Annotated in this window: 25 protein-coding genes and 3 pseudogenes; 9 read left to right on the top strand and 19 right to left on the bottom strand. The window is 62.6% G+C overall.

Features of this window, described 5'->3' with window-relative positions; all coding sequences use genetic code 11:
• Positions 1-47: 47 nt before the first annotated feature.
• Entirely contained in the window at positions 48-950 is a 903-nt protein-coding gene (locus ABGT66_RS00675; protein ID WP_346688149.1) for a DMT family transporter, read from the bottom strand.
• Positions 950-2,203 (bottom strand): MFS transporter, encoded by a 1,254-nt coding sequence (locus tag ABGT66_RS00670; protein ID WP_346688148.1) that lies wholly within the window; start codon positions 2,201-2,203, stop codon positions 950-952. Before ABGT66_RS00670 ends, ABGT66_RS00675 begins: the two co-directional genes overlap by 1 nt.
• 273 nt (positions 2,204-2,476) lie before the next feature.
• On the opposite strand from ABGT66_RS00670, the gene ABGT66_RS00665 reads away from it, so the two are divergent.
• From ABGT66_RS00665 to ABGT66_RS00655, 3 genes are all read left to right on the top strand, one after another.
• Positions 2,477-3,559: a sodium ion-translocating decarboxylase subunit beta gene (locus ABGT66_RS00665; protein WP_346688655.1), complete on the top strand. Its 1,083-nt coding sequence runs from the start codon at positions 2,477-2,479 to the stop codon at positions 3,557-3,559.
• A 139-nt stretch (positions 3,560-3,698) separates the two neighbouring features.
• Positions 3,699-4,586, top strand: coding sequence for a Wzz/FepE/Etk N-terminal domain-containing protein (locus ABGT66_RS00660; RefSeq protein ID WP_346688147.1), 888 nt, complete (start codon positions 3,699-3,701; stop codon positions 4,584-4,586).
• A 30-nt stretch (positions 4,587-4,616) separates the two neighbouring features.
• On the top strand, positions 4,617-6,467 hold the full coding sequence (locus ABGT66_RS00655; RefSeq protein WP_346688146.1) for a nucleoside-diphosphate sugar epimerase/dehydratase: 1,851 nt from the start codon (positions 4,617-4,619) through the stop codon (positions 6,465-6,467).
• A gap of 39 nt (positions 6,468-6,506) precedes the next feature.
• Here ABGT66_RS00655 and ABGT66_RS00650 read toward each other — a convergent pair whose 3' ends face one another.
• The 4 genes from ABGT66_RS00650 to ABGT66_RS00635 all read right to left on the bottom strand — a co-directional run bounded on the left by ABGT66_RS00650 (position 6,507) and on the right by ABGT66_RS00635 (position 10,743).
• On the bottom strand, positions 6,507-7,295 hold the full coding sequence (locus ABGT66_RS00650; RefSeq protein WP_346688145.1) for a YdcF family protein: 789 nt from the start codon (positions 7,293-7,295) through the stop codon (positions 6,507-6,509).
• Between the two features lie 346 nt (positions 7,296-7,641).
• Entirely contained in the window at positions 7,642-8,445 is an 804-nt protein-coding gene (locus tag ABGT66_RS00645; protein ID WP_346688144.1) for a YdcF family protein, read from the bottom strand.
• A gap of 135 nt (positions 8,446-8,580) precedes the next feature.
• Positions 8,581-10,512: a DNA topoisomerase (ATP-hydrolyzing) subunit B gene (gyrB, locus tag ABGT66_RS00640; protein ID WP_346688654.1), complete on the bottom strand. Its 1,932-nt coding sequence runs from the start codon at positions 10,510-10,512 to the stop codon at positions 8,581-8,583.
• A gap of 9 nt (positions 10,513-10,521) precedes the next feature.
• The gene (locus ABGT66_RS00635) at positions 10,522-10,743 is read right to left on the bottom strand and encodes a hypothetical protein (protein WP_294193056.1); all 222 of its coding nucleotides are present in this window, start codon (positions 10,741-10,743) and stop codon (positions 10,522-10,524) included.
• Between the two features lie 85 nt (positions 10,744-10,828).
• Between ABGT66_RS00635 and ABGT66_RS00630 the strand changes: the two genes are divergently transcribed.
• The 3 genes from ABGT66_RS00630 (at position 10,829) to ABGT66_RS00620 (ending at position 14,316) form a co-directional block, all read left to right on the top strand.
• Complete coding sequence (locus ABGT66_RS00630; protein WP_346688143.1) at positions 10,829-12,019, top strand: hypothetical protein; 1,191 nt, start codon at positions 10,829-10,831, stop codon at positions 12,017-12,019.
• Positions 12,020-12,168: 149 nt separating this feature from the next.
• Positions 12,169-12,642 (top strand): hypothetical protein, encoded by a 474-nt coding sequence (locus tag ABGT66_RS00625; RefSeq protein WP_346688142.1) that lies wholly within the window; start codon positions 12,169-12,171, stop codon positions 12,640-12,642.
• A 57-nt stretch (positions 12,643-12,699) separates the two neighbouring features.
• Positions 12,700-14,316, top strand: coding sequence for a YadA-like family protein (locus ABGT66_RS00620; RefSeq protein ID WP_346688141.1), 1,617 nt, complete (start codon positions 12,700-12,702; stop codon positions 14,314-14,316).
• Positions 14,317-15,683: 1,367 nt separating this feature from the next.
• Here ABGT66_RS00620 and ABGT66_RS00615 read toward each other — a convergent pair.
• Positions 15,684-16,091: a hypothetical protein gene (locus ABGT66_RS00615; protein ID WP_346688140.1), complete on the bottom strand. Its 408-nt coding sequence runs from the start codon at positions 16,089-16,091 to the stop codon at positions 15,684-15,686.
• 128 nt (positions 16,092-16,219) lie between these two features.
• Here ABGT66_RS00615 and ABGT66_RS00610 point away from each other — a divergent pair, with 128 nt between their 5' ends.
• Positions 16,220-16,564 carry a hypothetical protein gene (locus ABGT66_RS00610; protein WP_346688139.1) on the top strand — a complete coding sequence of 115 codons (345 nt, stop codon included), beginning with the start codon at positions 16,220-16,222 and terminating at the stop codon, positions 16,562-16,564.
• Positions 16,565-16,877: 313 nt separating this feature from the next.
• Here the strand turns inward: ABGT66_RS00610 and ABGT66_RS00605 are convergent, their stop codons facing one another.
• The 12 genes and pseudogenes from ABGT66_RS00605 to ABGT66_RS00550 form a co-directional block, all read right to left on the bottom strand.
• Positions 16,878-17,342: a GatB/YqeY domain-containing protein gene (locus tag ABGT66_RS00605; RefSeq protein ID WP_294193065.1), complete on the bottom strand. Its 465-nt coding sequence runs from the start codon at positions 17,340-17,342 to the stop codon at positions 16,878-16,880.
• Positions 17,342-17,533 (bottom strand): annotated as a pseudogene (gene rpsU / locus ABGT66_RS00600) (30S ribosomal protein S21). Before rpsU ends, ABGT66_RS00605 begins: the two are co-directional and overlap by 1 nt.
• Positions 17,534-17,685: 152 nt before the next feature.
• Positions 17,686-17,913, bottom strand: a complete 228-nt coding sequence (locus ABGT66_RS00595; RefSeq protein ID WP_346688652.1) for a DUF4125 family protein — start codon at positions 17,911-17,913, stop codon at positions 17,686-17,688.
• Positions 17,874-18,305 carry a DUF4125 family protein gene (locus tag ABGT66_RS00590; RefSeq protein ID WP_346688138.1) on the bottom strand — a complete coding sequence of 144 codons (432 nt, stop codon included), beginning with the start codon at positions 18,303-18,305 and terminating at the stop codon, positions 17,874-17,876. Before ABGT66_RS00590 ends, ABGT66_RS00595 begins: the two co-directional genes overlap by 40 nt.
• 2 nt (positions 18,306-18,307) lie before the next feature.
• Positions 18,308-19,093 (bottom strand): DUF4037 domain-containing protein, encoded by a 786-nt coding sequence (locus ABGT66_RS00585; protein WP_346688137.1) that lies wholly within the window; start codon positions 19,091-19,093, stop codon positions 18,308-18,310.
• A complete protein-coding gene (locus tag ABGT66_RS00580; RefSeq protein WP_346688136.1) occupies positions 19,090-19,224 on the bottom strand; it encodes a hypothetical protein in 135 nt (44 codons plus the stop codon). The genes ABGT66_RS00585 and ABGT66_RS00580 overlap by 4 nt, the downstream gene beginning before the upstream one ends.
• Complete coding sequence (locus ABGT66_RS00575) at positions 19,221-19,565, bottom strand: hypothetical protein (protein WP_346688135.1); 345 nt, start codon at positions 19,563-19,565, stop codon at positions 19,221-19,223. Before ABGT66_RS00575 ends, ABGT66_RS00580 begins: the two co-directional genes overlap by 4 nt.
• On the bottom strand, positions 19,531-20,079 hold the full coding sequence (locus ABGT66_RS00570; protein ID WP_346688134.1) for a tetratricopeptide repeat protein: 549 nt from the start codon (positions 20,077-20,079) through the stop codon (positions 19,531-19,533). Before ABGT66_RS00570 ends, ABGT66_RS00575 begins: the two co-directional genes overlap by 35 nt.
• Before the next feature lie 163 nt (positions 20,080-20,242).
• Positions 20,243-21,301, bottom strand: a pseudogene (locus tag ABGT66_RS00565) (MiaB/RimO family radical SAM methylthiotransferase); the annotation flags it as partial.
• A 205-nt stretch (positions 21,302-21,506) separates the two neighbouring features.
• Positions 21,507-22,301 carry an FGGY-family carbohydrate kinase gene (locus tag ABGT66_RS00560; RefSeq protein WP_346688133.1) on the bottom strand — a complete coding sequence of 265 codons (795 nt, stop codon included), beginning with the start codon at positions 22,299-22,301 and terminating at the stop codon, positions 21,507-21,509.
• Positions 22,302-22,395: 94 nt separating this feature from the next.
• Positions 22,396-23,007, bottom strand: a pseudogene (locus tag ABGT66_RS00555) (FGGY family carbohydrate kinase); the annotation flags it as partial.
• A 39-nt stretch (positions 23,008-23,046) separates the two neighbouring features.
• The gene (locus ABGT66_RS00550) at positions 23,047-23,625 is read right to left on the bottom strand and encodes a hypothetical protein (RefSeq protein ID WP_346688132.1); all 579 of its coding nucleotides are present in this window, start codon (positions 23,623-23,625) and stop codon (positions 23,047-23,049) included.
• Positions 23,626-23,798: 173 nt separating this feature from the next.
• Here ABGT66_RS00550 and ABGT66_RS00545 point away from each other — a divergent pair, with 173 nt between their 5' ends.
• Both ABGT66_RS00545 and rsmG read left to right on the top strand, forming a co-directional pair.
• Complete coding sequence (locus tag ABGT66_RS00545) at positions 23,799-24,083, top strand: hypothetical protein (RefSeq protein ID WP_346688131.1); 285 nt, start codon at positions 23,799-23,801, stop codon at positions 24,081-24,083.
• 155 nt (positions 24,084-24,238) lie between these two features.
• The gene (gene rsmG, locus ABGT66_RS00540) at positions 24,239-24,946 is read left to right on the top strand and encodes a 16S rRNA (guanine(527)-N(7))-methyltransferase RsmG (RefSeq protein ID WP_346688130.1); all 708 of its coding nucleotides are present in this window, start codon (positions 24,239-24,241) and stop codon (positions 24,944-24,946) included.
• The last annotated feature ends 111 nt before the right edge of the window (positions 24,947-25,057 follow it).

The following is a 25,057-nucleotide window of genomic DNA, read 5'->3' as shown; positions in this document are numbered from 1 at the left end:
CGCAAAATTTAGGAAAACTGCGGCGTTCCGTGCGGAGCGCCGTTTTTTTATGCGCCGCGCGCGAGCTTCGCGCGTATCGCGCCCTCGAGCTCCGTCACGAGCATTCCGCAGATTATCAGCAGGCCGCCCGCCGCGCCCTGGAGGTGGAACGGGTCCTGCCCGCTCGCGACGGCGAGCACATAGCCGAAGAGACCTTCGAGCGAGAAGATGACCGCCGCGTGCGTCGCGCTAGTGTGCTTCTGCGCGCGGAACTGCAAGTTGAAGCAGAGGATAGTGTTGCAAAGCGAGACGCAGAGCAGCGCGCCGCATATCTTGGGCGAGAAGTCCGACGGCTTAGGCAGCGGCTCGAATATAAGCGCGAGCACGGTCAGCACGGCGGAGAGCATGATTATGTGCAGCGCTGTGAGCCGCGCCGGATCGACGCGCCGCGAGCAGTAGCCGCTGCCTATTATCTGGAGCGCGTAGGACACCGCCATGAGGAACGACAGGAAGTCGCCGAAGTTGAATTCCATCCCCGGCGTGAAGCCCATGACGAGCAGTCCCGCCGTCGTCAGCCCCGCGCCCGCAAAGAGCCACGCAGAGGGCCGCTTTTTGTAAATGATCCAAACGAATACAGGCACGAGTATAACGTTGAGGCCGCCGATGAATGCCTGTTTGCTCGCCGTGCTGTAGACGAGGCCGAAAGTCATCGATACGAACACGGCCGTGAGCACTGCCGTGAGGAGGAACGAAATTTTCCAGTCGCGCACAGTCGACGACATTATGGTGCGGCGGAACATGATGATGAGAAAGAATGCGGCGAGCAGCATACGCAGAGCGACGGCCCAAAGCGGAGTCAGCCCGCGCGCAAGCACGGCCGAAAGCGGGATGCCGGCGCCCCATATCAGAGCGACCGCCGCAAGCGTCATATCAGCCGCCAGAACCGGATTTATGCGCTGGAACGCTTTCATCACAGCGCGCCCTGGCGTTTGAGAGCTCCGGTGACTTCGCCGTCTATGCGGTCGATTTTGCGCATGAAGTAGAGCGCCGATGCTGTGCAGCAGATTCCGCAGGCGAAGAGCGCCCAGCCGGTGTTCGTGAAGTCGCCGAACCTTCCGGCGAGCATACTGCCAAAGGGAGGAATCCCGATGTTGGCGAGAGTGTAGAGCGCCATGATGCGGCTGCGGCTCTCCGGCGCCGTCATGGTCTGGAGCAGCGTGTTGCAGGCTATCGTACAGGTTACGAGGCAGAAGCCGACCGGCGCGGCGAGCGCTACGCTGAGCCAGATGTTCCGCGAAAGCGAGAAGAGTATGACGGCGACGCCGAAAGCGGCGCAGGTGCGCGTGCACCACCAAGAGTGACGAGCGACGTTTTTGCGCGAAGCCATCAGCAGCGATCCCGCGAGCGCTCCTACGGCGACGCCCATGAGCAGAAAGCCGAGCGTCTGCGAAGTTCCGTTGAGCACGCTCTTCGCCATCGCGGGCATCAGCGTTATGCTCGGGAAGGCGAAAAATCCCGTCGTCGTTATCAGCAGAAGGAAGTATCTGTATGGCGCGAAGTCGCTGGCGATATGCAGCCCGTCTATCATATCGTGAAACGGACGGCTGCGTCCGCCGGTCTTGCCTATCGGCGGGCGGGCGAGGCGCATGTTCTTGAGCGCCCACAGCGTGCTGAGATAGCAGAAGCTGTTGGAAAAGAAGCAAAAAGCTTCGCCGAAGACGTGAATTACGAATCCGCCGACTGTCGGCCCGATCATACGCGCGGTGTTGAAGAGCGTAGAGTTAAGCGCGACGGCGTTGCCCACGTCTTCACGCCTGTCCACCATGTACGATACGAGCGAATAGCGCGCCGGCATCTCGAAGGCGTCGAGCAGCCCGCGCGTCAGGACGAGCGCAAGAATTATCTTATAGGTAATCAAATCGGTGAAAGTCAGAAAAGCGAAGGCGAAGGCGATGCACATACAGCCCGTCTGCGTGCGGAAGACGAGCTTGCGCAGGTCGAGCCGCTCGATGACCGCGCCCGCGAACGGCGAAAGGAAGAAAACCGGCAGCGAGGCGACGAAGTCCATCAGCCCGAGCGCGCTGTTAGAATCCGTGAGGCGGAAGACGAGCCAGCCTATCGCGACGCGATACATCCATAGCCCCGTCATCGAAATCATCTGGGCCGTGAAGAAAAGCCGGTAGTTGCGCGAGTTCAGCGCGCGCAGCGCCTCCGGGAAACGCATCTCAGGCCGCGCGCCATCTGGCGGCGGGCTTCGGCCCGCCGCGGCGGAAAGATATATTTGTGCTGACTGCGATGTATCGTATCAAGATTTTTTCCACCTTCCCCACAAAAAATATTTTACATGATTTTTTCGCATATGGATAAATTACCGGGCGCTTTCCGCATCGTTTTATGGTATAGTAACCTGCGTATTAAATTTCCTAAAAGGAGCGGTGACGCTAGATTGGAATCATTTGTGGCGACCTTTCAAGCTATAACCTATCAGAGCTTGGTAATGATATGTGTGGGCGGCTTCCTTATGTACATGGCCGTCAAGAAGAACTTTGAGCCTAACCTGCTGCTGCCGATGGGCTTCGGCACGATACTCGTCAACCTTCCGCTTTCCTCGGCGCTCGACCAGGTAATCGAAGGCGGCAGCGTCGTGCACGGCGCTTTGCAGATGTTCTTCGACCTCGGCATAGCGACGGAGATATTCCCGTTGCTGATACTCGTCGCGGTCGGAGCCATGTGCGACTTCACGCCGTTGCTTGCGAACCCGAAGGTCTTCCTCTTCGGCCTCACGGCGCAGGCCGGTATCTTCCTCACGATGGGGATCGCCTACTTCGTCTTCGACTACAACATCTACGAGGCCGCCTCGATAGGCATCATCGGCGCCGCCGACGGCCCGACCTCGATATACGTTTCGACGCGCTTCGCGCCTAACCTGCTGGGGCCGATTTCTGTAGCGGCCTACACATACATGGCGCTCGTCCCGCTCATCCAGCCGCCGGTCATCAAGGCCCTCACGACTGAAAAAGAGCGCAAGATGCGCATGCCCTACGCGCCGCGTCCCGTCTCCAAGACCAAGCTCTTCCTCTTCCCGATAGCGATAACGGTAATCGGCGGCCTCATCGCGCCGGCCTCCGTCGCGCTGCTCGGCTTCGTCATGTTCGGCAACGTGCTCCGCGTCAGCGGCGTCACCGAGCGCCTCTCGCAGGCCGCGCAGAACGAAATGGCCAACATCGTGACGATACTCCTCGGCTTCTCGATCTCCGCGGCTATGACGGGCGATAAGTTCGTCAACCTCGGCACGCTCGCCATCATCGGCATGGGCCTCATAGCCTTCGTCCTCGACACCGCGGGCGGCGTCATCACGGCGAAGATTCTCAACCTCTTCCTGCCGAAGGACAAGAAAGTCAACCCGATGGTCGGCGCGGCCGGAATCTCCGCCTTCCCGATGTCCGCGCGCGTCATCCAGCGCCTCGGACAGCAGGCCGACCCCGGCAACCACCTTCTCATGCACGCCGTAGGCGCGAACGTCGCGGGCCAGATCGGCTCCGTCCTCGCCGGCGGCATCCTGCTCGCCTATCTCGGCTAGTCCTTTACCGCGCTCCCGTATCGATATCGGGCGCGCTAATCTTTCATTATCATAAGAGCTTTGATATAATGTCGCTGAATTTATCAGCGGCATTATATCTTTTTCAAACGCCGAAAAAATTGAATCGCGGGGGAACGATATGGAACAGCGCACAAACATGGAAATGTTTCAGGACGAATGCGAAGAATTATCTCTTCTTGACATAGTGATAGTGCTCGCCGAGCAGAAAAAACTTATCGCGGCGGTCACGCTGGTCTTCGCGCTCGCGGGGCTCGCATACGCGCTGCTCTTCACCAAGCCCGAGTACAAAAGCGAAATACAGATGATGACGGTCAACTCGCGCATCACAGGCGACGGCGAGCTATCCGTCTATCTCCCCGGCAACATGATCGACGCCGTAGTATCGAGCAACGCGATGCGCGACGCGGTCATCTCGGAATTCAACCTCACCAACGTGGACGGAAAAGAAATCTCAAAGGACGCGGCGTTGCGGACTCTTGAGAAGAACGTCAGCGTCAATACCGGAAAGAACGGCCTCGTAACGATATCCGTCAAGTCGCCGTCACCCGAACAGTCGATGAAGATGGCCGACTTCATATACAGAAGGACAGACGAAACATTGCTCGCGATGGGCGTCACCTCGACGATAGAGACGCGCGACACATTCCTTGAAAAGACAATCAGAGAAAAACTCAACGAAATAGACAAAACCGGCGCGGCAGGCGATCCCAACTCGAAGATATCCTCGATACTCGAGCTCTACACCGTGCTTTCCCAGTACAACGAAAACCAGCGCATAAAGGACAAGAGCCCGATGGTGCTCCAGCTCGTCTCCCCGGCCTCGACGCCCGACGAAAAAGAGCCGCAGGGCCGCGGCAAGATAGTCGTCCTGGCGACGCTGCTCGGCTTCTTCTGCGCCGTAACCGCAGCCTTCCTGCGCCACTTCTGGACCGCCCCCGGCGACCCTGAGACTGCGGAAAAGAAGAACTACCTCAGAAAGCTTCTCGGCCTCAAGACCAAAGCTTAACGGAAAGACAACGTAAAGAGAGGCGCGACAATGTACCGTAAAATGCTGCAAATGCTGATATGGCTCGGCATGCGCAACCGCCGCGTGATGGCGGTGGACTTCTGCTGCATCGCTATGGCGGTCTTCATCGGCTATTCGATGCGCTTCTCGTACTTCTTCCTGAGTCTCAACGACGGCGAAGATTTCACGTGGACGCTGGCGGCTTTTTCCGTCGCCGTACTCGCGGCGCTCTTCATAGGCAAAACCTACACAGTCGTATGGACGCGCGCGAGCATTGAAGAATACACGCGCTTCGCACAGTGGTACTGCATAGGCGTCGCGGTATTCGTCCTCTTCAACTACTTCGTGCGCATCGTCAACGTGCCGCGCTCGTCGTTCCTTATATCCATACTCCTTGCGCTTATGTTCATGACCGGGATGCGCGCCGCGTGGCGTCTCGCCGCCGTAAGCCGCCACAAGCACGGCGCCGTAAGCCAGCGCGCTCTGATAGTCGGCGCGGGGGAGGCCGGAACGCTCATCGCGCGCGACCTGCTGCGCAACCAGTCCGCGCTCGAAGCGGTCGGCTTCATCGACGACGACCCGAACCTGCGCAGCATGACCGTCGCGTCGCTCAAAGTCCTCGGCACGAAGAACGACATCTCCGCAGTCATAAAACGCTACGCCGTCGATACGGTCCTGCTCGCGATACCCTCTGCGACCGGCGCTCAGATACGCGAGTACGTCGACATACTCAATAAAGAAAGAGTCACGGTCCGCGTGCTGCCGAGCTTCCTCGCCCTTGCCGACGGTCACGTAAGCGTCAGCCGCCTGCGCTCGGTCAACCTCGAAGATCTGCTCCGCCGCGACCCGATAAAGCTCGACAATGAAAACATCTCCGCTGTCATAAAGGGCAAGACTGTCATGGTTACCGGGGCCGGCGGCTCGATAGGTTCCGAGATATGCCGCCAGGTGCTTTCGCGCGAGCCGAAGGAACTGATAGCGCTCGGCCACGGAGAGCAGTCGATATACCTGTTGCTCGAATCGCTGAACGACGCTGGCAACACGATACCGGTCGTCCCGGTCATAGCCGACGTTGCAGACGAGAAGACGATGGCTATGATTTTTGAAAAACACCGCCCGCAGGTCATCTTCCACGCCGGCGCGCACAAGCACGTGCCGCTCATGGAGGACAACCCGCGCGAGGCGCTGCGCGTCAACGCCTTCGGAACGTGGAACATCGCGACGCTAGCCGGGAAATACGGCGTCGAGCGCTTCGTCATGATATCGACAGATAAGGCCGTACATCCGACCAGCGTCATGGGCGCGACAAAACGCGCCGCCGAGCGTCTGCTGCTCTCCGTCCAGAAAGAATTCCCCGAGACGAAGTACATGGCCGTGCGCTTCGGCAACGTTCTCGGAAGCCGCGGCAGCGTCGTGCCGAAGTTCGAACGCCAGATAGCGGCCGGCGGCCCCGTCACCGTCACGCACCCGGACATGAAGCGCTACTTCATGCTCATTCCCGAAGCGGTCAGCCTCGTCCTCCAGGCTGGGACGATGGGCGCGGGCGGCGAGCTGTTCGTCCTCGATATGGGCGCGCCGGTCAAAATATCCGAAATGGCCGAAACGCTCATCCGCCTCCACGGCTACGAGCCCTACAAAGACATCGACATCCAGTACACCGGCATACGCCCCGGCGAAAAGCTCTACGAAGAGCTCTTCTACGACCCGAGCCACGTAGACACGACGGCGCACACGAAAATCTTCAAGACCAAGCTGACGCCAGAGGCCGTCTGCATCCTTCCGCAGGTTCAAGAAATCCTGCGCGAAGCCGAAGCAGGCGAACTGTACGGCGTCGCGCTGCGCGAGACGATACTCGGCCTCGGCGTCGAAGTCAACCAATAACGAGCTACACTAATAGGGAAAAAGCTTCAATTCAAGCGGCTATCGATTTAAGATAGCCGCTGTTGCTGTGCCTATGCGCTCTCTCATGCCTATGCACGAGAGGTGCAGGCTTGCCGCGTCGGGCAGGAAGGACGGAAGGCCGCGGATTATCGGGTCCGTCCGGCGCGGCGGGGCGGCGGGGTAGAGTTTTGCCTCCGGCATGGATTGCCGGGCGAGGCGCATGGCTCGCGGAAGGTGGAAGGCGTTTGTGACGACTGCGACGGTTTGCAGGCCGCGGGCGCGGAGCAGGGCGGCGCTGTATTTCATGTTTTCGGCGGTGGTGCGCGACCGCTCTTCTAAAATTATCTCGCCGCGCCAGCCCATAGCACGCGCGGCGTCGCGCATGGCGGAGGCTTCGGAGCGGTCCTTGTCGCCGAAGACGTTGCCGCCGGACATGACGAGCACGGACTTTCCTGCGCGCCCGGAGGCTAGCGTTACGGCGGTGTAGACGCGCTCGAGCGCGAGCGGGGAGGGCTGGACGGAGGAACCCGCTGCGTCGTATGACGAGCCGCCAGCGAGTACGAGGAAGGCCGCCGTTTCGCCGTCGGGCGGAAGCTGCGCGGCGTATTTTGCTTCGAGCGGGCCGGTGATGAAGCGCGCGCCGGCGGGCGTGCTCATGGCGCAGAGCGCCGCCGCGAAGACGAAGAGCGCAAGCGAGGCCGCCGTTCCAAACGCGCGGCTCGCGCGGCGAGATTTGAGAAAAAGAACGGCCGCTATGGCGAGCAGTATGATTACGAAAAGTCCCGGCGGCGCGGCGAAGGCGCCTGCGATTTTGTAGAGTGCGAACATTTGATGCGGCTCCCGATTTTCAGCGTTGTTTCGTATTATAGCGGATTGCGGCGAACGGCGGCAGGCGGGATTGCGTCAGTCGCCTCCGGTGTCTGCGATTGAGCTTCCCGCCATTTTCTACGACTGGTAGCGTGGGGCGAGATGCCCGCCCGATAAACCGAAGCAGGCTCGCCGGGGATTGAAGTTGTTGCCGTTAATCGTTAGGGGCGGGAACTGGCTATGCGTTGTCCCGGAATCTCTGGCGGGAAAATCGCCGGAGCGGCGTAAGCTTTGTTAGTATCAATATATAAAACCGCGCGCCCTGTGCTTTACACGGGCGCGCGGTTTTCTTGCGTTTGCTTTGATTTTATGACAGGACTTTCTTTTTCTGCTGTTCGGGGGCGAGGCTCGCGACCGCCATGCCGATCCATTCCTTGATGCCGGTGCAGGAGGCGCTGAGTGAGCCTACGCTCGGCATGAGCATTTCGGGTGTCACGTGAATCTCTTTCTGGCGGACTCCGCCGCTCGGGTAGGCGTAGAGGCGGACGTTGTAGGGCATGTACTGGTGGGCGAAGTCCATTGCGCGCTCGATGTGGAAGTTGTTCGTGACGACCACGACGTCTTTGAAGCCGTGCTTCTTGACGATTTCGGCGCAGTATTTGAGGTTTTCGTCGGTGTTGCGCGACTGGTCTTCAAGGATTATCTTTTTGCGGCAGCCCATTATCTGCGCGGCGTATTTCATAACGGCGGCCTCCGAGACCTTGTGGCGTCCGTAGACATCTCCGCCGGAGAATATGAGGCGCGAGCACCACGGCTGCTCTTTGGATATTTTGACCGCGGCGTAGAGCCTTTCCATCGCTGCGGCGGAGGGCTGGAACGGTTTGCCGTTTTCGTCGAGCGAGGAGCCGCCGCCGAGGACTATGACCGCGGCCTTCGCGTCCTTAGGCGGGAGCTGCGGCTTCTCGTAGGCGGTGCCGAGCGGTTTGTTGATGTAGAAGGCGAAGACGGGCGAGCTCATTACGTACATCGCGGCGGCGAGCACGCAGAGCGCGCCTGCGAGGAAGGGCTTGCGCGGCTTGCGCATCGCGAGCGCGGCGATGATGAGTATCGCTACTATGAAACACCCGGGGGGGACGACCAGCGAACCTGCTAATTTATATAATAGGAACATCTAACCTCTCCTCTGGAGCGTAATCCAAGACTGAGCGTATCATATTATACTTGTTCTTTCCGTGTCAAGCTGAATATAAATTACGAAAAAGCCCCGGCGGTATGCGCCGGGGCTGATATTTATTGACGTTTCGGGCTATATGTCGAGGTTTTTGACCTCTTTGCCGAATTCTTCTATGAATTTGCGGCGCGGCTCGACGACGTCGCCCATGAGGATGCCGAAGAGCTCGTCGGCTTCGACGGCGTCCTGCACCTCGACGCGGTTGATGACGCGGTGCTCGGGGTTCATCGTCGTCTCCCAGAGCTGCTCGGGGTTCATCTCGCCGAGCCCTTTGTAGCGTTGGACGTCGACCTTTTTGCCGTTCGCCTTTTCCTGCGCCTCTTTCATCTCTTTGTCGGAGAAGCAGTAGGTTATCTCCTTGCCGCACTGCACGCGGTAGAGCGGCGGCTGCGCGACGTAGAGGTAGCCCTTCTCGATTATCTGCGGCATGTAGCGGAAGAAGAGCGTCAGCAGCAGCGTCCTGATGTGCGCGCCGTCGACGTCGGCATCGGCCATGATGAATATTTTGTGGTAGCGCAGCTTGTCTTCGTTGAATTCGTCGCCGACGCCGCAGCCGAGCGCGAGGATGATGTTGCGTATCGTCTCGCTGCTCAGGATTTTTTCGAGGCGCGCCTTTTCGACGTTGAGTATCTTTCCGCGCAGCGGAAGGATGGCCTGGAACTCGCGGTTGCGCCCCTGCTTGGCGCTGCCGCCCGCGGAGTCTCCCTCGACTATGTATATTTCGCAGTCGGCGGGGTTGCGGTTTGAGCAGTCGGCGAGCTTGCCGGGCAGCGAGAGGCTGCTCATGACCGACTTGCGGCGCACGAGGTCCTTCGCCTTCTTCGCGGCCTCGCGGGCCTGGCGCGCGCGCAGCGCGCTCTCGACAATCGGCTTGAGTATCTCGGGGCGTTCGTCGAGGGCGTTTTTGAAGCCTTCGTAGACGAGCGAATCGACGATGCCCTTGACGTCGTTGTTGCCGAGCTTGGTCTTTGTCTGACCCTCGAACTGCGGCTCCATCACCTTGACGGAGATGACGGCGGTGAGCCCTTCCTTCAAGTCGTCGCCGGTGAGGTTCGCGTCCTTGTCCTTGAGCAGCTTCTGCTTGCGCGCCTCGTCGTTGACGGCGCGCGTGACGGCGGTGCGGAAGCCCGCGACGTGCGTGCCGCCCTCGATTGTGTTGATGAGGTTGACGAAGCCGAAGAGGCGCTCGATGTATGTGTCGTTGTACTGTATCGCAACCTCGAGCTGCGTTTTGTCCTTCTCGCCGCGGATTACGACCGGCTCCTTGAAGAGCACCTCCTTGCCCTTGTTGAGGTACTCGACGAACGAGCCGATGCCGCCGGGGTAGTGGTAGGTCTTTTTCTCCGGCTTCTCAGGACGCTGGTCCTCGAAGTTTATCGTTATATGCGAGTTGAGGAAGGCGAGCTCGCGCAGCCGCTGCTTCAGGATGTCGGCCTGGAATTCCGTCGTCGAGAAAATTTCGCCGTCGGGCATGAACTGCACGCGCGTGCCGCGCAGCGTGGTCTCGCCTACGACCTCGAGCTTCGTGACGGGGTTGCCGCGCTCGTAGCGCTGGCGGTACTCTTTGCCGTCGCGCCATATCGTGAGCTCAAGCCATACGGAGAGCGCGTTGACGACCGAGACGCCGACGCCGTGAAGCCCGCCCGATATTGCGTAGGCGCTCTTGTCGAATTTGCCGCCCGCGTGCAGCACCGTTAGGACGACCTCGGCGGCCGGACGGCCCGACTCGTGCATGCCCGTCGGGATGCCGCGTCCGTTGTCGACGACGCTGACGCTGCCGTCCTTGTGTATCGTGACGCCGATGGTGTCGCAGAAGCCGGCGAGGGATTCGTCTATAGAGTTGTCGACGACCTCGTAGACCAGGTGGTGCAGCCCGCGCTGCCCCTGGTCGCCGATGTACATGCCGGGGCGTTTGCGGACCGCTTCGAGCCCTTCGAGTACGTGTATGTCCTTTTCGTTGTAGTCGGAGGCGAGATCGCCGTTCTGCGGGTTTACCGGAAGTTCCATGTCTGCCATCTATGAATTGCTCCTTTTGCGCAAATCTTCTTTCATGAGCGCGGCGTCCGCCGCCCACCGCGCGCTGAGCTGCGCCCCGCGTTTTGCGAGGATTCGCGGTGTGAATGAGGTTCGTTCTTTTCCGCCGTTTCGTTTGAGAATGACCGTCGCGCCGTCTTCCCTGTATATCGCGACGGCGTTTTCGAGGCAGAGGACGTTTTCGCCCTCCAGAGGAATGAACATTCGCATAGTCCCCCAATCAGCTATAATTATATCATGCAGTCAAGCGGTCGTGTAACCGCGCTCACTTACGAAGGGCGGCGATGCAGTGGGGCTTTTGTATATACTTTCCAACTCGCCCGGCGAGGTCTCGGGATGGATGGGGCCGGTGACGCGCGCCGTTGCGGCGCTGCGTCCCGGGCAGCGCGCCGCGGCGGTGACGCTGCCGTGCCCCTACGCGAGCGGGCGCGAGGGCGCGCACGCGGGCACGATGCCCGGCGTCGAGCGCGTGATGAACTTCCGCGAGGCGATGCGCCAGGCGAAGGAGCCCGGACGCTCGCTCGTGCTCCAGCTCGGCGGCGACCCGATGTACGGCTGGGCGCTCTCCGCGAAGCTGCGCGTCCCGTGGATGATATACACGGCGCGCCCGCGCTGGCGCGGCAAGGTCGCGCACTACTTCATCCCCGACGGCACGGCGCGCGCGAGATTTGAGCGCGCGGGCGTAGCGCCCGAACGCTACACCGTCGTCGGCAACCTCATACTCGACAGCGTCGAACGTCCCGACGGCGCGGCGCTCGCCGCCGCGCGTGAACGCTATGGCGCGGGCTGCGAGCACATCATCGCCTTCATGCCGGGCAGCCGCCCGTTCGAATACGAGCTTGGCTTCGGCTTCTACTGCGAATGTGCGGCGCTCGTGCGCGAGCGTTACGCGGGCTGGCAGGCCGTGCTGCCCGTCGCGCCGACCGTCTCGGAAGAAATTCTGCGCGCCGGCCTCGAAAAGACCGGCCTATCGTGGCGCGGCGAAGGGCGCGTCGAAGAGATAATCCTGCGCGACGGCAGCCGCGTGCCGCTCGTGCGCGAAGGGCAGTACGCCGCGATAGCCGCGTCGTCGCTCGCCGTCGCCTTCCCCGGCACGAACAACCTCCAGATAGCGTCGCTAGGCGTGCCGCTGCTGATGATCGCGCCGCTCAACCAGGCGCACAACATCCCGCTCGACGGCATCCCCGGCGCTCTGCCGCGCGAGGGAGCCGCCGCCGTCGCGGTAAAGAAAAAGCTCGTCCACTGGTACAACGCCAAAAAGGAATACGTCTCGCTGCCGAACATGCTCGCGGGCCGCGCGCTGCTGCCCGAGCGCCGCGAGCTGATGACGCCCGAGAGCGCCTGCCGCTACATCTCGGAGCTCATAGAGTCGCCCGAGCGCCGACGCGAGATAGCCGAGAGCTACGCCGCGCTCGACCTGCGCCGCGGCGCGTCGGAGCGCATAGCGCGCAAGATATGCGAATATTTTGAGGGAGAATAGAAATTCATCGAAGGAAAGTAGGCGGCGCGGCATGAAACGCGGACACGCCTGTTTTTGACAAAATAAAAACGCGGAAATCGAACAGGCATAATCCAATACATTCGTCGTCAGACAAGATACAAAAAAACAGCCGTCATGGAGGTATGACAATGAAAAACAAATACATCGCCCTTATACTGGCCCTGCCGCTCGCGATATTCCTCGCCGCCGCCGCGCCGCGCGCCGCGGAAGCTGAGACCGCAGTCGTGGACGTCGCGCGCGTCATAGACGCGAGCGCGCCGGGCAAGGCGGGACAGCAGTACGTAGACAACCTTCAGAAAGCGCTCAACGAAGAGTTCGAGCGCTTCCGCAAGGCGAACGAAAAAGAAAAAGACGGCGAGCGGAAAATCGCGCAAAAACAGGCGGAGCTGAACGCCGAATTCTTCCGCGAACGCGACCGCGTGACGGCGCTCGTAATGGCGGAACTGCGCAAAGTCGTGGACCAGTGGATAAAATCCAACAAAAAAGGCGTGACCGTCATAGTCCCGGCCAACGTTGCGCTCGGCTTCGCCAAAAGCGCGGACGTCAGCGCCGAAATACTGAAACGGCTCAACACCGTGACCATAGACTTCACAAAGAAATAGCGCGCGCGGCGGCGCGTGAGGGGCGCGCCGCCTGCGCCGGAAAAAGGGGGAAGAAAAATGGAAGGACGCAGAAGAAAGAAAAAGCCTTTATCGCGCTTGGCGAAAACGTTTTTATCATACGCGCTCATCGCGGCGCTGGCGCTGCCGCCGCAGGCGGCCTGGGCGACGATCCCGGAGGGCACAATGGACGAAGACGGCGCTCTTGCGATCGGAGTGGATTCAAGTGCCGGGCACATGTGCACATCTGTCGGAAGCAATGCCTTGGCGGGGTTGCAGAGTTCCACGTTCGGCTACCAGGCCAATGCTGAAGGGACGTACAGTTCCGCGTTCGGCTACCAGGCCAATGCTTACGCCACCAACAGCGTCGCGCTCGGCGCTAATTCCGTTGCGTCCGAGGCATACACCGTCTCCGTCGGCGGCAACGGCACGACCCGCCGCATCGTGAACGTAGCCGAAGGCACGGCGGATACTGACGCGGCGACGGTCGGCCAGCTTGCCAGCCTCGGTTCCGAGGTCGCCCGCATCGTCGGAGGGCAGGGACTCACCTATGACGGCAAGTCCTTCACCGGAGCTCTGTTCAACATCGGCGGGAAGGACTACTATACGATAGAATGGGCGCTGAACGAGCTTTATAACGGAACAGCCGGAAGCACGGGCGGTGCGGTCGGCGGGGACGAGATAGTCATCGACCCGGGCAATGGCGCGGTCACCATAGCCGGAGGCAAGAATATCAAAATCTCCGAGATGAAAGGCCAATACGTAATCGACGTGAGCGAAAGCCCGACCTTCAGCGCCGTCTACGCGGGCCGCGCGGACATAGGCGGCATAACGGTGGGCTCCGACGGCATCAACATGGGCGATAAAAAGATAACGGGCCTCGCCGAAGGCGAGATAACGGCCGGCAGCACCGACGCCGTGACGGGCGGACAGCTCTACGGCCTCGGCGAGAGCGTCATTGACGCGCTCGGCGGTTCGTCGAAGTTCGTGGACGGCAAAATCACGGCTGGCATCGAGGTCGGCGGAACTGCTTACGCCTCCGTGCAGGAAGCTCTTAACGCTGTCAATACCGGCGGAGGAACCGCCGCCGCCAACGCCGTGCAGTACGACGACGACAGCAAGACCTCCGTCACGCTGAACAAAAGCGGAGACGCAGTGAAACTCACCAACATCGCGGACGGCAGCATAGCCCCCGGCAGCACCGACGCGGTGACGGGCGGACAGCTGTGGAACGCCTATAAGCGCATGGACGACCTCAACGAAAGCATCAACATCGTCGGAGCGCACGCCGCGGCGCTCTCCGGCCTGCACCCGATACAGTACAACCCGTACGAGCCGACGACGCTGTCCGCCGCGGTCGGCACATACCGCGACGAGTACGCGGTAGCGGTCGGCGTGTTCCACTACGTCCGCTCGAACGTGCTGTTCAACCTCGGCGCGTCGATATGCTCCGACGGCGACGTGATGGGACGCGCGGGCATCAGCCTCGCGGTGGGCAAGGGCGGCAGGAAGAAGCCGGAGCTCGCGCGCGACATGGTCGGGATGCAGCAGCAGATGATCGCCATGCAGGCCATGCTCGAAGAGCTCAAGGAAGAAAACGCGAAGAACAAGGAAACCATAAAGAAGAACGAAGAAACGATAAAAGAGCTTAAAGAGGCTCTCGGCAAGAAGAAGTAACCTGCGCGCGGAAAACGGCGGAAGCAGGAGCAGGCAAAACGGCGGGCCGGAGCGGGACAACTCTGAGATAGCGCGTTTTCCGCGCCCCGCGCCGGAAGCGCCGCCCCGCCCCCGGCGCCGTCGAATACGCAACGCGGCGGAGCTTGAAGCCGCGAGATTCCGCGTCAAGCGCGGAATGACGGTTATCATGCGTTTGCCTGCACTGCCGAACGTGCGCAGACGAGACGCGCGCCGCCGCGCTTCGCCGAAGGACGCGCGCCCCGGCGTGCGGAAAGGCGCAACGGGCCGCCGTCCCGTCGCCCCGCGCTTGACGCGGGGCCCGGCGGCTCTAAACTCCCAAACGCTACGGCGTATTAAGCCGCGGGATTCCGCGTCAATCGCGGAATGACGAATATCATGCGTTTGCCTGAACGACCGAACGTGCGCAGACGGGACGCGCGCCGCCGCGCTTCGCCGAAGGACGCGCGCCCCGGCGTGCGGAAAGGCGAAACGGGCCGCCGCCCTGTCGCCCCGCGCTTGACGCGGGGCCCAGTGGCTCTAAACTCCCAAACGCTACGGCGTATTAAGCCGCGGGATTCCGCGTCAAGCGCGGAATGACGAATATCATGCGTTTGCCTGAACGACCGAACGTGCGCAGACGAGACGCGCGCCGCCGCGCTTCGCCGAAGGACGCGCGCCCCGGCGTGCGGAAAGGCGAAAACGGGCCGCCGCCCTGTCGCCCGCGCTTGACGCGGGGCCCAGTGGCTCTAAACTCCCAAACGCTACGGCGTATTAAGCCGCGGGATTCCGCGTCAAGCGCGGAATGACGAATATCATGCGTTTGCCTGAACGACCGAACGTGCGCAGACGGGACGCGCGCCCCGCCAAAAGCCGCGCGCCCCGGCGTGCGGAAAGGCGAAACGGGCCGCCGCCCTGTCGCCCCGCGCTTGACGCGGGGCCCGGCGGCTCTAAACTCCCAAACGCTACGGCGTTCTGAGCCGCGGGATTCCGCGTCAAGCGCGGAATGACGAATATCATGCGTTTGCCTGAACGACCGAACGTGCGCAGACGGGACGCGCGCCCCGCCAAAAGCCGCGCGCCCCGGCGTGCGGAAAGGCGAAACGGGCCGCCGCCCTGTCGCCCCGCGCTTGACGCGAGGCCCCGGCGGCTCTAAACTCCCAAACGCTACGGCGTTCTGAGCCGCGGGATTCCGCGTCAAGCGCGGAATGACGAATATCATGCGTTTTGCCTGAACGGCCGAACGTGCGTAAACGAGGCGCGCGCCGTCCGCCGCCATGCCTCGCCGATGACGCGCGCCCTGCGCGCAAAAAACGGCGGCGCGTCCCGAACGTTGGGGCGCGCCGCCGCTGCGTCTTGTTTTCGATTCGCTATTTTTTCAGCACTTTCGCTATAACGTCCATGCCTTTGCCGACGAGGCCGATGTCGGCCTGGCTGCCCATGTGGCCGACGCGGAAGACGCGCCCCGCGAGCGGGCCGTAGCTTCCGCCGACGGCGAGCCCTTCGGCGCGCAGCGCCGCGTCGAACTCCTTCCACGTCCATCCGTCGGGGACCATGAGCGCCGTGACCGTCGGCGAGCAGAGCGCTTCGTCGGCGGCGTAGAGCCTGAGCCCCAGTTCCTTCGCGCGCGCGCGGCAGCAGGCCGCGGCCTCCGCGTGGCGGCGGAAGGCGTTCTCAGGCCCTTCGGCGAAGAAATGTTTGAGCGCGAGGTTGAGCGCCGCGTTCGCGTGCCAGTTGTGCGTGTAGGCATGTAGCGGTCGGCGACGGCGGTCTTCCACGGCGTTATCGCGTCGTAGCCGGGGTAGGCGACATCAGCGGCGCGCTTCCACGCGCGCTCGCTGACCGTTATCATGCTGAGGTCGGGCAGTATAGAGAGACACTTCTGGCTTCCCATGAGCCGAGGTCTATGTGCCAGTCGTCTACGCGCACGTCCGCGCCGCCGGCGCTCGCGACGAAGTCGACGATGAAGAGCGCGCCGCTCTCCGCAACGGCGGGCGCGATTTCGGCGATGGGGTTCAGCAGGGCCGCTCGGCGTCTCGCAGTGGACGGCGGTGACGACGTCGGGACGGAGCTCCGCGAGCTTCGCGCGCAGCGCCTCCGCGCTCACGAACGCGCCGTCGGGCGCTTCGAGGTATTCGGCGCGCGCGCCTATCGCCTCGGCCATCTCGCCGAAGCCGTGGCCGAATATGCCGTTCGAGACGGCGAGGACTTTATCGCCGGGCTTTATGACGCTCTTCATCGCGCCCCATAGCGCGAGCATTCCTTCGCCCGAGCCGATTATCACGTCGTTCTGAGTGTGGAGCATTTTTTTGAGAAGATTCTGGTTCTCCGACAGAAGCTCGAAAAATTCTTCTTCAAGGTCGGTGCTGCCGTAGTCTGTCATGTAGGCTTCGCGGTACTCGGCGGGCACAGAGGTCGGCCCGGGGACGAGCGGTATTTTTGTAGGTTTTCATTGCTTTCACTCCTTCGGCGTCCCGCAGCTTCCGGGGCGCGGATATAGAAAAAGCGCCGGAGTGTTGCTCTCTCCGGCACTTCGTTGGTTCGTTGGTCTTTCTATGAATTTTTTACTGAGCGAGCGAGGCGAGGTGCTGCTGTACGGCGGCCTTGACTCTGTTGCCGTCGGCCTGGCCCTTTACCGCGGCCATGACCTTGCCCATCACCTTACCCATGTCCTTCGGCCCCTTGGCCCCGAGCTCTCCGGCGATTTTCGCGACGAGCGCCGCGATATCTTCGTCGGACATCTGCGCGGGCTGATAGGCCTCGAGGACCTTCGCCTCGGCGAGCTCGCGCTCGGCGCGGTCGTTCGCTCCGCCGGCCTTGTACATCTCGGCGGCTTCGACGCGCTGCTTGATGAGGCGGCGCACGAGGACGAGAACGTCGTCGTCCGTCAGCTCCTTATCCTTGCCCTTCTCGACCTGCATGAGCTGGATCGAGGACTTGAGCATACGGAGGACGGAGAGGGTCAGCTCGTCTTTATTCTTCATAGCGGCGACTAAGTCGCTCTGTACTTTAACCGCAAGGTCGGACATTAATAATCGGACCTCCTGCCTCTGTTTCGTGCCATCTCGGCCTTCTTACGTTTCTTGATTTCGCTGGGTTTTTTCGTAATGTTCATGCTTCTTTGCCTCGCGAAGCACGCCCACCTTCCGGATCTCTCTTTTAAAAAACGCTTGAGGGCATCTTCTATCGACTCATTGTCGCGTCTAGTTACGGTGGTCATCAACATTCCCCCCTTTCGTTCAGCTGGGGATCAACACCTAAGCGAAATGTTTGAGCGTATCCGCCCGATGTCTATCTCTGCGAATATTACATCTGCATATTATGGGGGGTACGGCAAGGTTTTGTCAATAATCACAAGCGCGACAATTCGGCTCAGCGGCGCGCTTCTAAAAATTTTTCCGCGTCGTCGAGTCCGCGGAAGCCGCGGCGCTTGAGTCCGTTCTCTATAATCAGCTCCGCGTAGCTCACGCCGCCGGCGGCCTCGAGCTCCGCTATGCGCGCGGCAAGCAGCCGCAGCGTCTTCTCCGAATATGTGAGCAGCTCGCCGAGCTGGTAGGTCTCTATCGACGTTTCGCCCCCGTCTCCCTCGCCGCTGCGCAGCGGACGCGCGTGCGAGGCGACGAGCGGGTAACGCGCGGGCGAAGGCTTCGTTCTGCGGCGCGAGTTTTTTTACGACGGCGCGCGCGAGCGCGAGTTTCTCTTCCGTTTACGGGCGGGAGCTGCGCGGCGAGCGCTCGGTTTTCCTCCGGCGCGTCTATGCACATCATGTAGCCGTACTTCTCGGCGAGCGGGTTGCGCCCTGCGGCGCGCGCCGCCGTCAGATCGCCGCGCCAGCTTGAAAGCGTCGCTTCGTCCCACGCTTCGTACTGGCTCGCGCGCATCGCGCAGAACGTCCTGAAATCGTCCTGGCAGGGCGCGCGTCCGCCCTCGTTCTGAACTTTGTCGAAGAAGGCCCATTCGAGCGCTATTATCTCGTTTATCAGTTCTTCCATAATCATCCCGCCGTTACGCTGAGTTTTCGCATGTATTCGCTTTTATGCGGCGCGTCGTCTCGACGGCCTGCGCGACGAGGAACGGGTCGTCCGACGACGACAGCCCCTGCGCCGCGAGCTCCGCGCGCACGCGCGCGCATATCGATTCTATCAGATTTTCGCGCTCGGCGTCCGGTTCGAAGAGCGCCGCCGTCTCGCGCGCCGCCTCGGAAAGCTTCGGCAGCTCCGCCGCGCTGCGCCAAAGCCACTTGTAGTAGGGCGCCGTAGCGGCGGTTCAGCAGATGGAGCGCGGAGAGCGCGGCTTTCGTAAATTCCGCGAGCGCGAGCGAAGCCGCGACGGCGTCGCCGCGTTTGACCGTGCGCGGATAGTTGTACTGTCCCGCCTGTGCCATCGCGAAGAGGCGCGCGGCGAGCTTCTTGAGCCGCACGTCCTCGGGGTAGCAGGGGAGCAGCGCCTCGCGCACGCGCGTGAACTCGCCTAGAGGGTCGTCGAAGACTTCGCCGCTCGTCGCGGCGGCTAGCGCGTGCTCCGGTATGCGCAGCCACGCGGCCTCGCTTTCGGGGATTCCGCGGCAGCCCGTGAAGCGCGCGTAAAAGTCCCCGATGCGCGCGACGCCGACGCGGCCCGCGCTCTGCGGCGTCATTATGCGGCGGAAGCCCATGAACTCGGCGGGGCAGCTCCGCGTAGAAGCGGCGCAGCTCTTCGCCGAACGCGGCAAAATCTTCGTCCGTGAGCCAGAGGCAGAAGCCGGGACCGAAATCGTGGTCGCGCGAAATTTTGTCGTCAAAGCCCAAACACCTCCGAGCCCTCGCCCGCAAGCCCCGCGGCTATGCGTTCCGCACGCGAGCCGAAGCGCCGCCGCAGCTCGTCGCGCGCGCAGCGGAGGTAGTACGCGCGGCAGAGCTCGAGCCCCTTCATCGCGCGCCCCGCGCCGCGCCGCCCGCGGAGTCCGCTAGCGCGCGGTACTTCGCCGCTTCGTCCGGCTTGCCCGCGGCTTCGAGCGACTTCGCGCAGCTGTGGCAGGCGGCCGCGTAGTTCGCCGTGCGCCCGAAGAAACGTTTGACGGACGCGGCGCTTTTTCGCGAAATATTCCGCGGCGCGCGAAAAATTCGCCGCGCATGTATTCGAGCTGTCCGCGGCAGGAGAGCGCGCTCGCGGCGTGCGGGGTCGTCGGGCAGCGAAGCGTATATCTCTTCGGCGAGCTTCAGGCATTCGCCCGCCTCGTCAAGCTTTCTCTGCGCGAGCAGGCAGAAGGCCATGTTTGTGCGGCAGGTTGCTATTCCGCCGCGTCGTCCGCGGCGAGAGCCGCGCGAGAGAGCGCTCGAAATATCCGTAGGCCTCCGCCGCGCGCCCCGCGCGCATCACGGCCTGCGCCATGTTGTTGTAAAGGCTCGCGAAGCGGTAGTCGTCCGGAGCTATCGTCTGCTCGTAAATTTCCTCGACGCGCGCGTAGAGCGCGAGCGCCTCGTCGATTTGGCGGAAGGCCGTCTTCGCCGTCGCGTAGTTGAGAAGGACCGTTGCGTACTCCGCGCTCTGCGAAAGGCCGAGCCCCTCAAGCAGTTCGAGCGCGCGTTCCGCCGAGGCGAAGCTCTTCTCCGGCTCGCCGAATACGCGCCAGTATCCAGTCAGCTCGCCGCGCAGCGAAGCTTCGGATACGGCGTCGTCCTCGCGCGCCGCGGCGTCCGCGGCCTCGGATAAAAATTCCCCGGCCTCGCGCCGCCGTCCCGCGGCGAGCATCGCGTCGTACTCGGCGAGAATTTTTGACACTTCCATTGAAAATCCCCCTTCCGCCTATATTACGGAAATTTCTTCCGAGAAGCCCGCGCTCGGCGTCTCCGCGGCGAAGAGCGTCTCGTCCGCGTATCGCGCGGGGCGTCAGCGTCAGCTCCTCGTTCACGCGCGCGCCGCGGGCGGGAGCTTCGGCGCGTATGTAGTTGCGCGTGAGGCCGCGCGCCGCGCCGTTTTTGATTTCTTCGGTCAGTATCGTGATGTCGCGCCCGAGCCGGCGGACGCAGAATTTTTCGTGAAGCTCCGCCGCCGCCTCGAGCGCCTCGGCGGTCCGCTCTTTGAGCTCCGCTTCTGGAACGGGCGGCATCGCCGCGGCCTTCGTGCCGCCGCGCGGCGAGTAGGGGAAGACGTGGATTTTGCCGAACCCCACGGATTTTATGAAGTCCATGCTGTTTCTGAAGGCGGCGCGGCTTTCGGTCGGGAAGCCTATCATGAGGTCGGTGCTGATATGCAGCTCGTCCCCGAGCGCCGCGCGCGCTCTCTCCGCGACCTTTGCGAACTCCTCGGGCGCGTAGCCGCGTCTCATGTCGGCCAGCACGCCCGCGTCGCCCGACTGGAGCGGCATGTGCAGATGCTCGCAGAAGGCGGGCGTCTCCGCGAGCGCCGCGAGCAGCGCTTCGTCGACCGCGAAGGGCTCTATCGAGCCGAAGCGCAGCCGCTTTAATTTCGGCAGCCCGCCTATGCGCCGCACGAGCTCCGGAAGATTTTCGTAAAGGCCGAGATGTATGCCCGTCAGCACGATTTCCGGACAGCCCGACTCCGTTATGCGCCGCGCCTCCTCGACGGCCTCGTCCATCGGACGTGAGACGGGTTTCCCGCGCACGAAGGGGACTATGCAGTAGGCGCAGTAGTGCGCGCAGCCGTCCTGAACCTTGAGGAAGGCGCGCGTGTGCAGCCGCGGCCTGTCGAGCGAGAGCGCGTCCCAGCTTTCGTCGGTCATGATTTTTTCGTTGATTTCATGGAAGCGCGGCGCGCCCGCTAACCGTTCCGCGACGAGCCGCGGCAGCGTATATTTGCGCCTGTTGCCTATCGCTATGTCGAGGCCCAGCTCCTCCGCGTCGCGCGCCGTCATCTTCTGCGAGCTGCACCCGCAGGCGGCGATTACAGCGTTCGGGTGCTCGCGCCTCGCGCGGCGTATGATCTTGCGGCATTTGCGGTCGGCGACCGCGGTTATAGCGCAGGTGACGATTACGACTATGTCGGGCGATTCGTCGTCCGCGCCGCGCGCCGCAGGCCTCGAGCGCCGCGGCTATCGCCTCGCCCTCGTACTGGTTCGTGCGGCAGCCCTGTATCTGGATTGAAAATTTTTTGTCTGAGAGGATTTTAGTCATGTCTTTAATAAACGCGCGTCGTCCCGTCGTTGACGGAGCGGCGCGCCCTGTTCGGATTTTTTCGCGGCGTCTCCGCGCGCGTCATATTTCGCGTATCTTTCCCATCGCTTTGAAGAGCTCGCGCATCGGCCCCGCGAGCAGCTTCTGGCGCTCGGCGAATATTTTTTCGTATCTCGCGGCGTTCTTCGCGTCCGGCTCGAAGCGTCCGCGGAAGGTGATCCACTCGCGCATCGTCTCGCGGATGTCGGAGATGTCGCCGACGGAGTAGGCCGCGACCGCGGCGTCGGCCATCAGGCCGCCCTCGCTGCGCGCGGGGATGTTGTACGCGCCGCGCAGGATGTCGGCCTTGATCTGCGTCCAGAGCGGGCTCTTGCTTCCGCCCTCGGTGCCGATTATCTCGTCGAGCGGGATTCCGCATTCGCGGTAGATTTTAATCATCTGCGCGTATTCGAAGGCTATCGCCTCGAGTATCGCGCGCCACATCGAAGCGCGGTCCGCCGAGCCGAAGAGCCCCGCGAATACGCCGCAGGCCCCGGGCGTGTCCGGCCCCGCGCCCTGCAGGTACGGATAGAAGAGCAGGCCGTTCGCCCCCGCGGGGACGTTCGACGCGAGCTCGTCCATCTCGGCGTAGAAGAGCGGGTCGCCCGCGCGGCCCGCGACGCGGTCGCGGAACCAGCGCAGCGAAAGGCCGCCCGCGCGTATCATGCTCCAGTAGAAATACGAATCTTCGAGAGTTCCCGTCGCGAACATCATGCCCGGCGCGTTCGTTATGCGCTCGTCCGGGCCGTCCACCGCGACGGCGAATATAGAGGCCGTCCCCGCGACGTCGGTCGCGAGCCCCGCTTCGAGCAGCCCCGAAGCGAGCGCCGACTGCATCGTGTCGCCCGCGCCGGCCGCTATCGGAATGCCCGCGCGCAGCCCCCATCTTCGCCGCCTCGTCGGGCGAGAGGAAGCCGACGATATGCCACGGCTTCACGATCTCGGGCAGAATCTCCATCGGTATGCCGAGCTCGTCCATCTGGCGTCGCGACCACCGGCGCTCGCGCGCGTCGTAGCCGATGAGCCAGCCGGACATAGTCGCCCAGTCGAGGAACGCCTCGTCCGCGCGCAGCCCAGCGAGCGTGCCGAGGACGAACGGGCCGTTGTTGACGACCTTGACGGCCTTCTCGCGGAAGCCCTCGTAGTGGTTGAGGAACCAGCGAAGGATGAGCGGCGGCATGAACTCGTCGACGATTGCGTTCGCGCTTTCCTTGACCCACACGGGCTTCGCGTGAGCGCGAACGTAGGCCGCCTCGCCCGCGGCGCGGTTGTCGAGGTAGGAGACGAACGGGGTGACGGGCCGCCACTCCTCGTCGATGCCGACGATGCCGCAGATTATTCCGCTCGCCGTTATCGCGCGTATCTCGGCGGGGTTGACGCCCGACTTCGAGATGCACTCGCGCACGCCCTCGCGCACGTTCTCGACGAAGCCGTTCGCGTCCATCTCGGCCCAGCCGGGCTTCGGATATGAAATTTTATTCTCGCGGTAGGCCTCGGCGACGCGCGTCGCGTCGAGCGAATAGATCGCCGTCTTCGTCCCCATAGTGCCGCAGTCGAAGACGACGTAATACTGTCCCATGATTTACTCCTCGCGCGGCTTCAGCAGCGCGCGCATGTCGATCAGGCTCCAGTCCTGCACGCCTGGGAGCTTGAACCACAGCTCGTAGCGCTCGGGCACGACGACGAGCTGGTAGACCGTCATGTCCGTCGTCGCGCCGAGGTCCTCGATGCGCGTGTCCATGATGTCCTTCATTACTTTATCGTTTATCGAGCCCTTGAAGTGCTTCGCGAGCGTCAGCAGATTCTGGCGGCGCGTGCGCGTCATCCAGAAGCGTTTGTCGTCGGGGCGCGGAAGCCCCCACGAGAACTCCGTGAAGTGGTTCGTCAGCACCGTGAGGCCGAGGCGCGAGTGCGACTCGCGGCGCTTGACCTCGAAGACGGGCCACTCGAAGCACCTCGCCGTCTGTCCGTCAGCGACGCCGACGATATAGGCGAAGTTCGCCTTCGTCGTCTTGAAGAAGCTCTCTATTTCGTCGAGCGTCGAGGCTTCGAGCAGGAAGCTGAAAAGCTCGACGACCGCGGGCACGCGGCTGTCGTACCAGAGCGCGCCGCCAGAGGGCATGCCGTTGTTGAGCTCGAGGAAGATTCCCTTCTCGTTCATGCCGTTCACGGCGTATATCTCGCCAGCGTAGCCGAGCGTAGCGACTGAGAGAGAGCCGTCGCCGGGTGGAAGCAGGCGAGCACGAGGTCGTCGTCGAGCTCGCGGAACCACGGCAGATAGTCGTAGTTGCGCCCATAGACGAGCGGCCGTCGGAGTAGTCTCCCCAGACCGCGATGCCCGAACACTGCTGCGGCGCGAGCGACTGCGCCGCGATGACCTCTATCGCGTTCAACCGACTTGAGCTCGTCGAGCGTAAGCCCCGACGTCTCGCTCATGCCGCGCATCAGCGACTTGAATTTATAAGGATAGTTCGCGAAGAACTTCGCCGCGGTCAGCGCGAGCTCCTCCGCGTTCTCGGCCGCGCCGGTCAGCCGCTTGACGCCGCGCTCGTAATGTCGCGCAGCTCGTCCGCCATCAGCGCGCCGTACTGGCGCCCCATCTCGCGCACGTGCCGCTGAGCTCTATCACGCTCAGCTTGCCGTTCTTAGTCTTCGAGCCTTTTTCAAAAAGTGTCCATGAATCAGCCTCCCATCGCTGCCGGTCGTGCTATTATTATACAATGGCGTCGTTCTTAGAGAATATGCGTTTTGAAAAATACGAAGGAGGCGCGCGCATGGGCGAAAGCATAAACGCGGCGGAGATAAAAAAAATCCTTGAGGAGAACGAGGAGCGGCTGCGGCGCTACGTCTCGCTGCTCGTCAAGGCGAACGAGCTCGCGCGGCTCACGGGGCCGTCCGACGAAGAGACGCTCTGGCGCGCGCACGTCGCCGACTGCGCCTCCGCGGTGCCGCTGCTGCCCGAGCGCGGTGCGGTCATAGACGTCGGCACCGGCGGCGGCCTTCCGGGAATCGTCTGGGCCGTCTGCCGCCCCGGGCTGCGCGTGACGCTGCTCGACAGCATCACGCGCAAGTGCGCGCTCGTCGACAAGATAGCCGCGGCGATGGGGCTCGCCAACGTCTCCGTCGTCTGCTCGCGCTCCGAGGACTACGCGAAAAAGCAGGCGGAGAAGTTCGACGCGGCGGCGGCGCGCGCCGTCTGCTCCGCGGGCGTGCTCGCGGAATATCTGACGCCCCTTCGTGAAGCGCGGCGGACGTCTGCTCGCCTTCAAGGGCCGAAGGCCGCCGAGGAGCTCGCGCCCGCGGCCGGAAAATGGAAGTCGCTCGGCCCTCTCCGAGCCGCGGCTCGTGAGCTACGCGCTCGAGGACATGGAGCGCTGCGTCGCGTATGGGACAAGGTCGCGCCGACGCCGAAGGGAATCCCGCGCCGCCCGGGCATGGCGGAGAAGTTCCCGTGGTATCTGGCGAACGCGAAGAAGAAATAAAAAATTCGCGCGTCCATGCGCCGAGCGCCGCGCCGCAAATTTACAAAAACTTCGCGGCGCGCGCGAAACTCCCAGCGCGTTATGCGCGGCGCGTGAAACTCACGAAAGCGC

This window comes from uncultured Cloacibacillus sp. (assembly GCF_963926575.1).
Classification (GTDB): domain Bacteria; phylum Synergistota; class Synergistia; order Synergistales; family Synergistaceae; genus Caccocola; species Caccocola faecigallinarum.
Note: the sequence above shows the minus strand (reverse complement) of the source record. Positions and strands in the feature narration are given on the sequence as shown.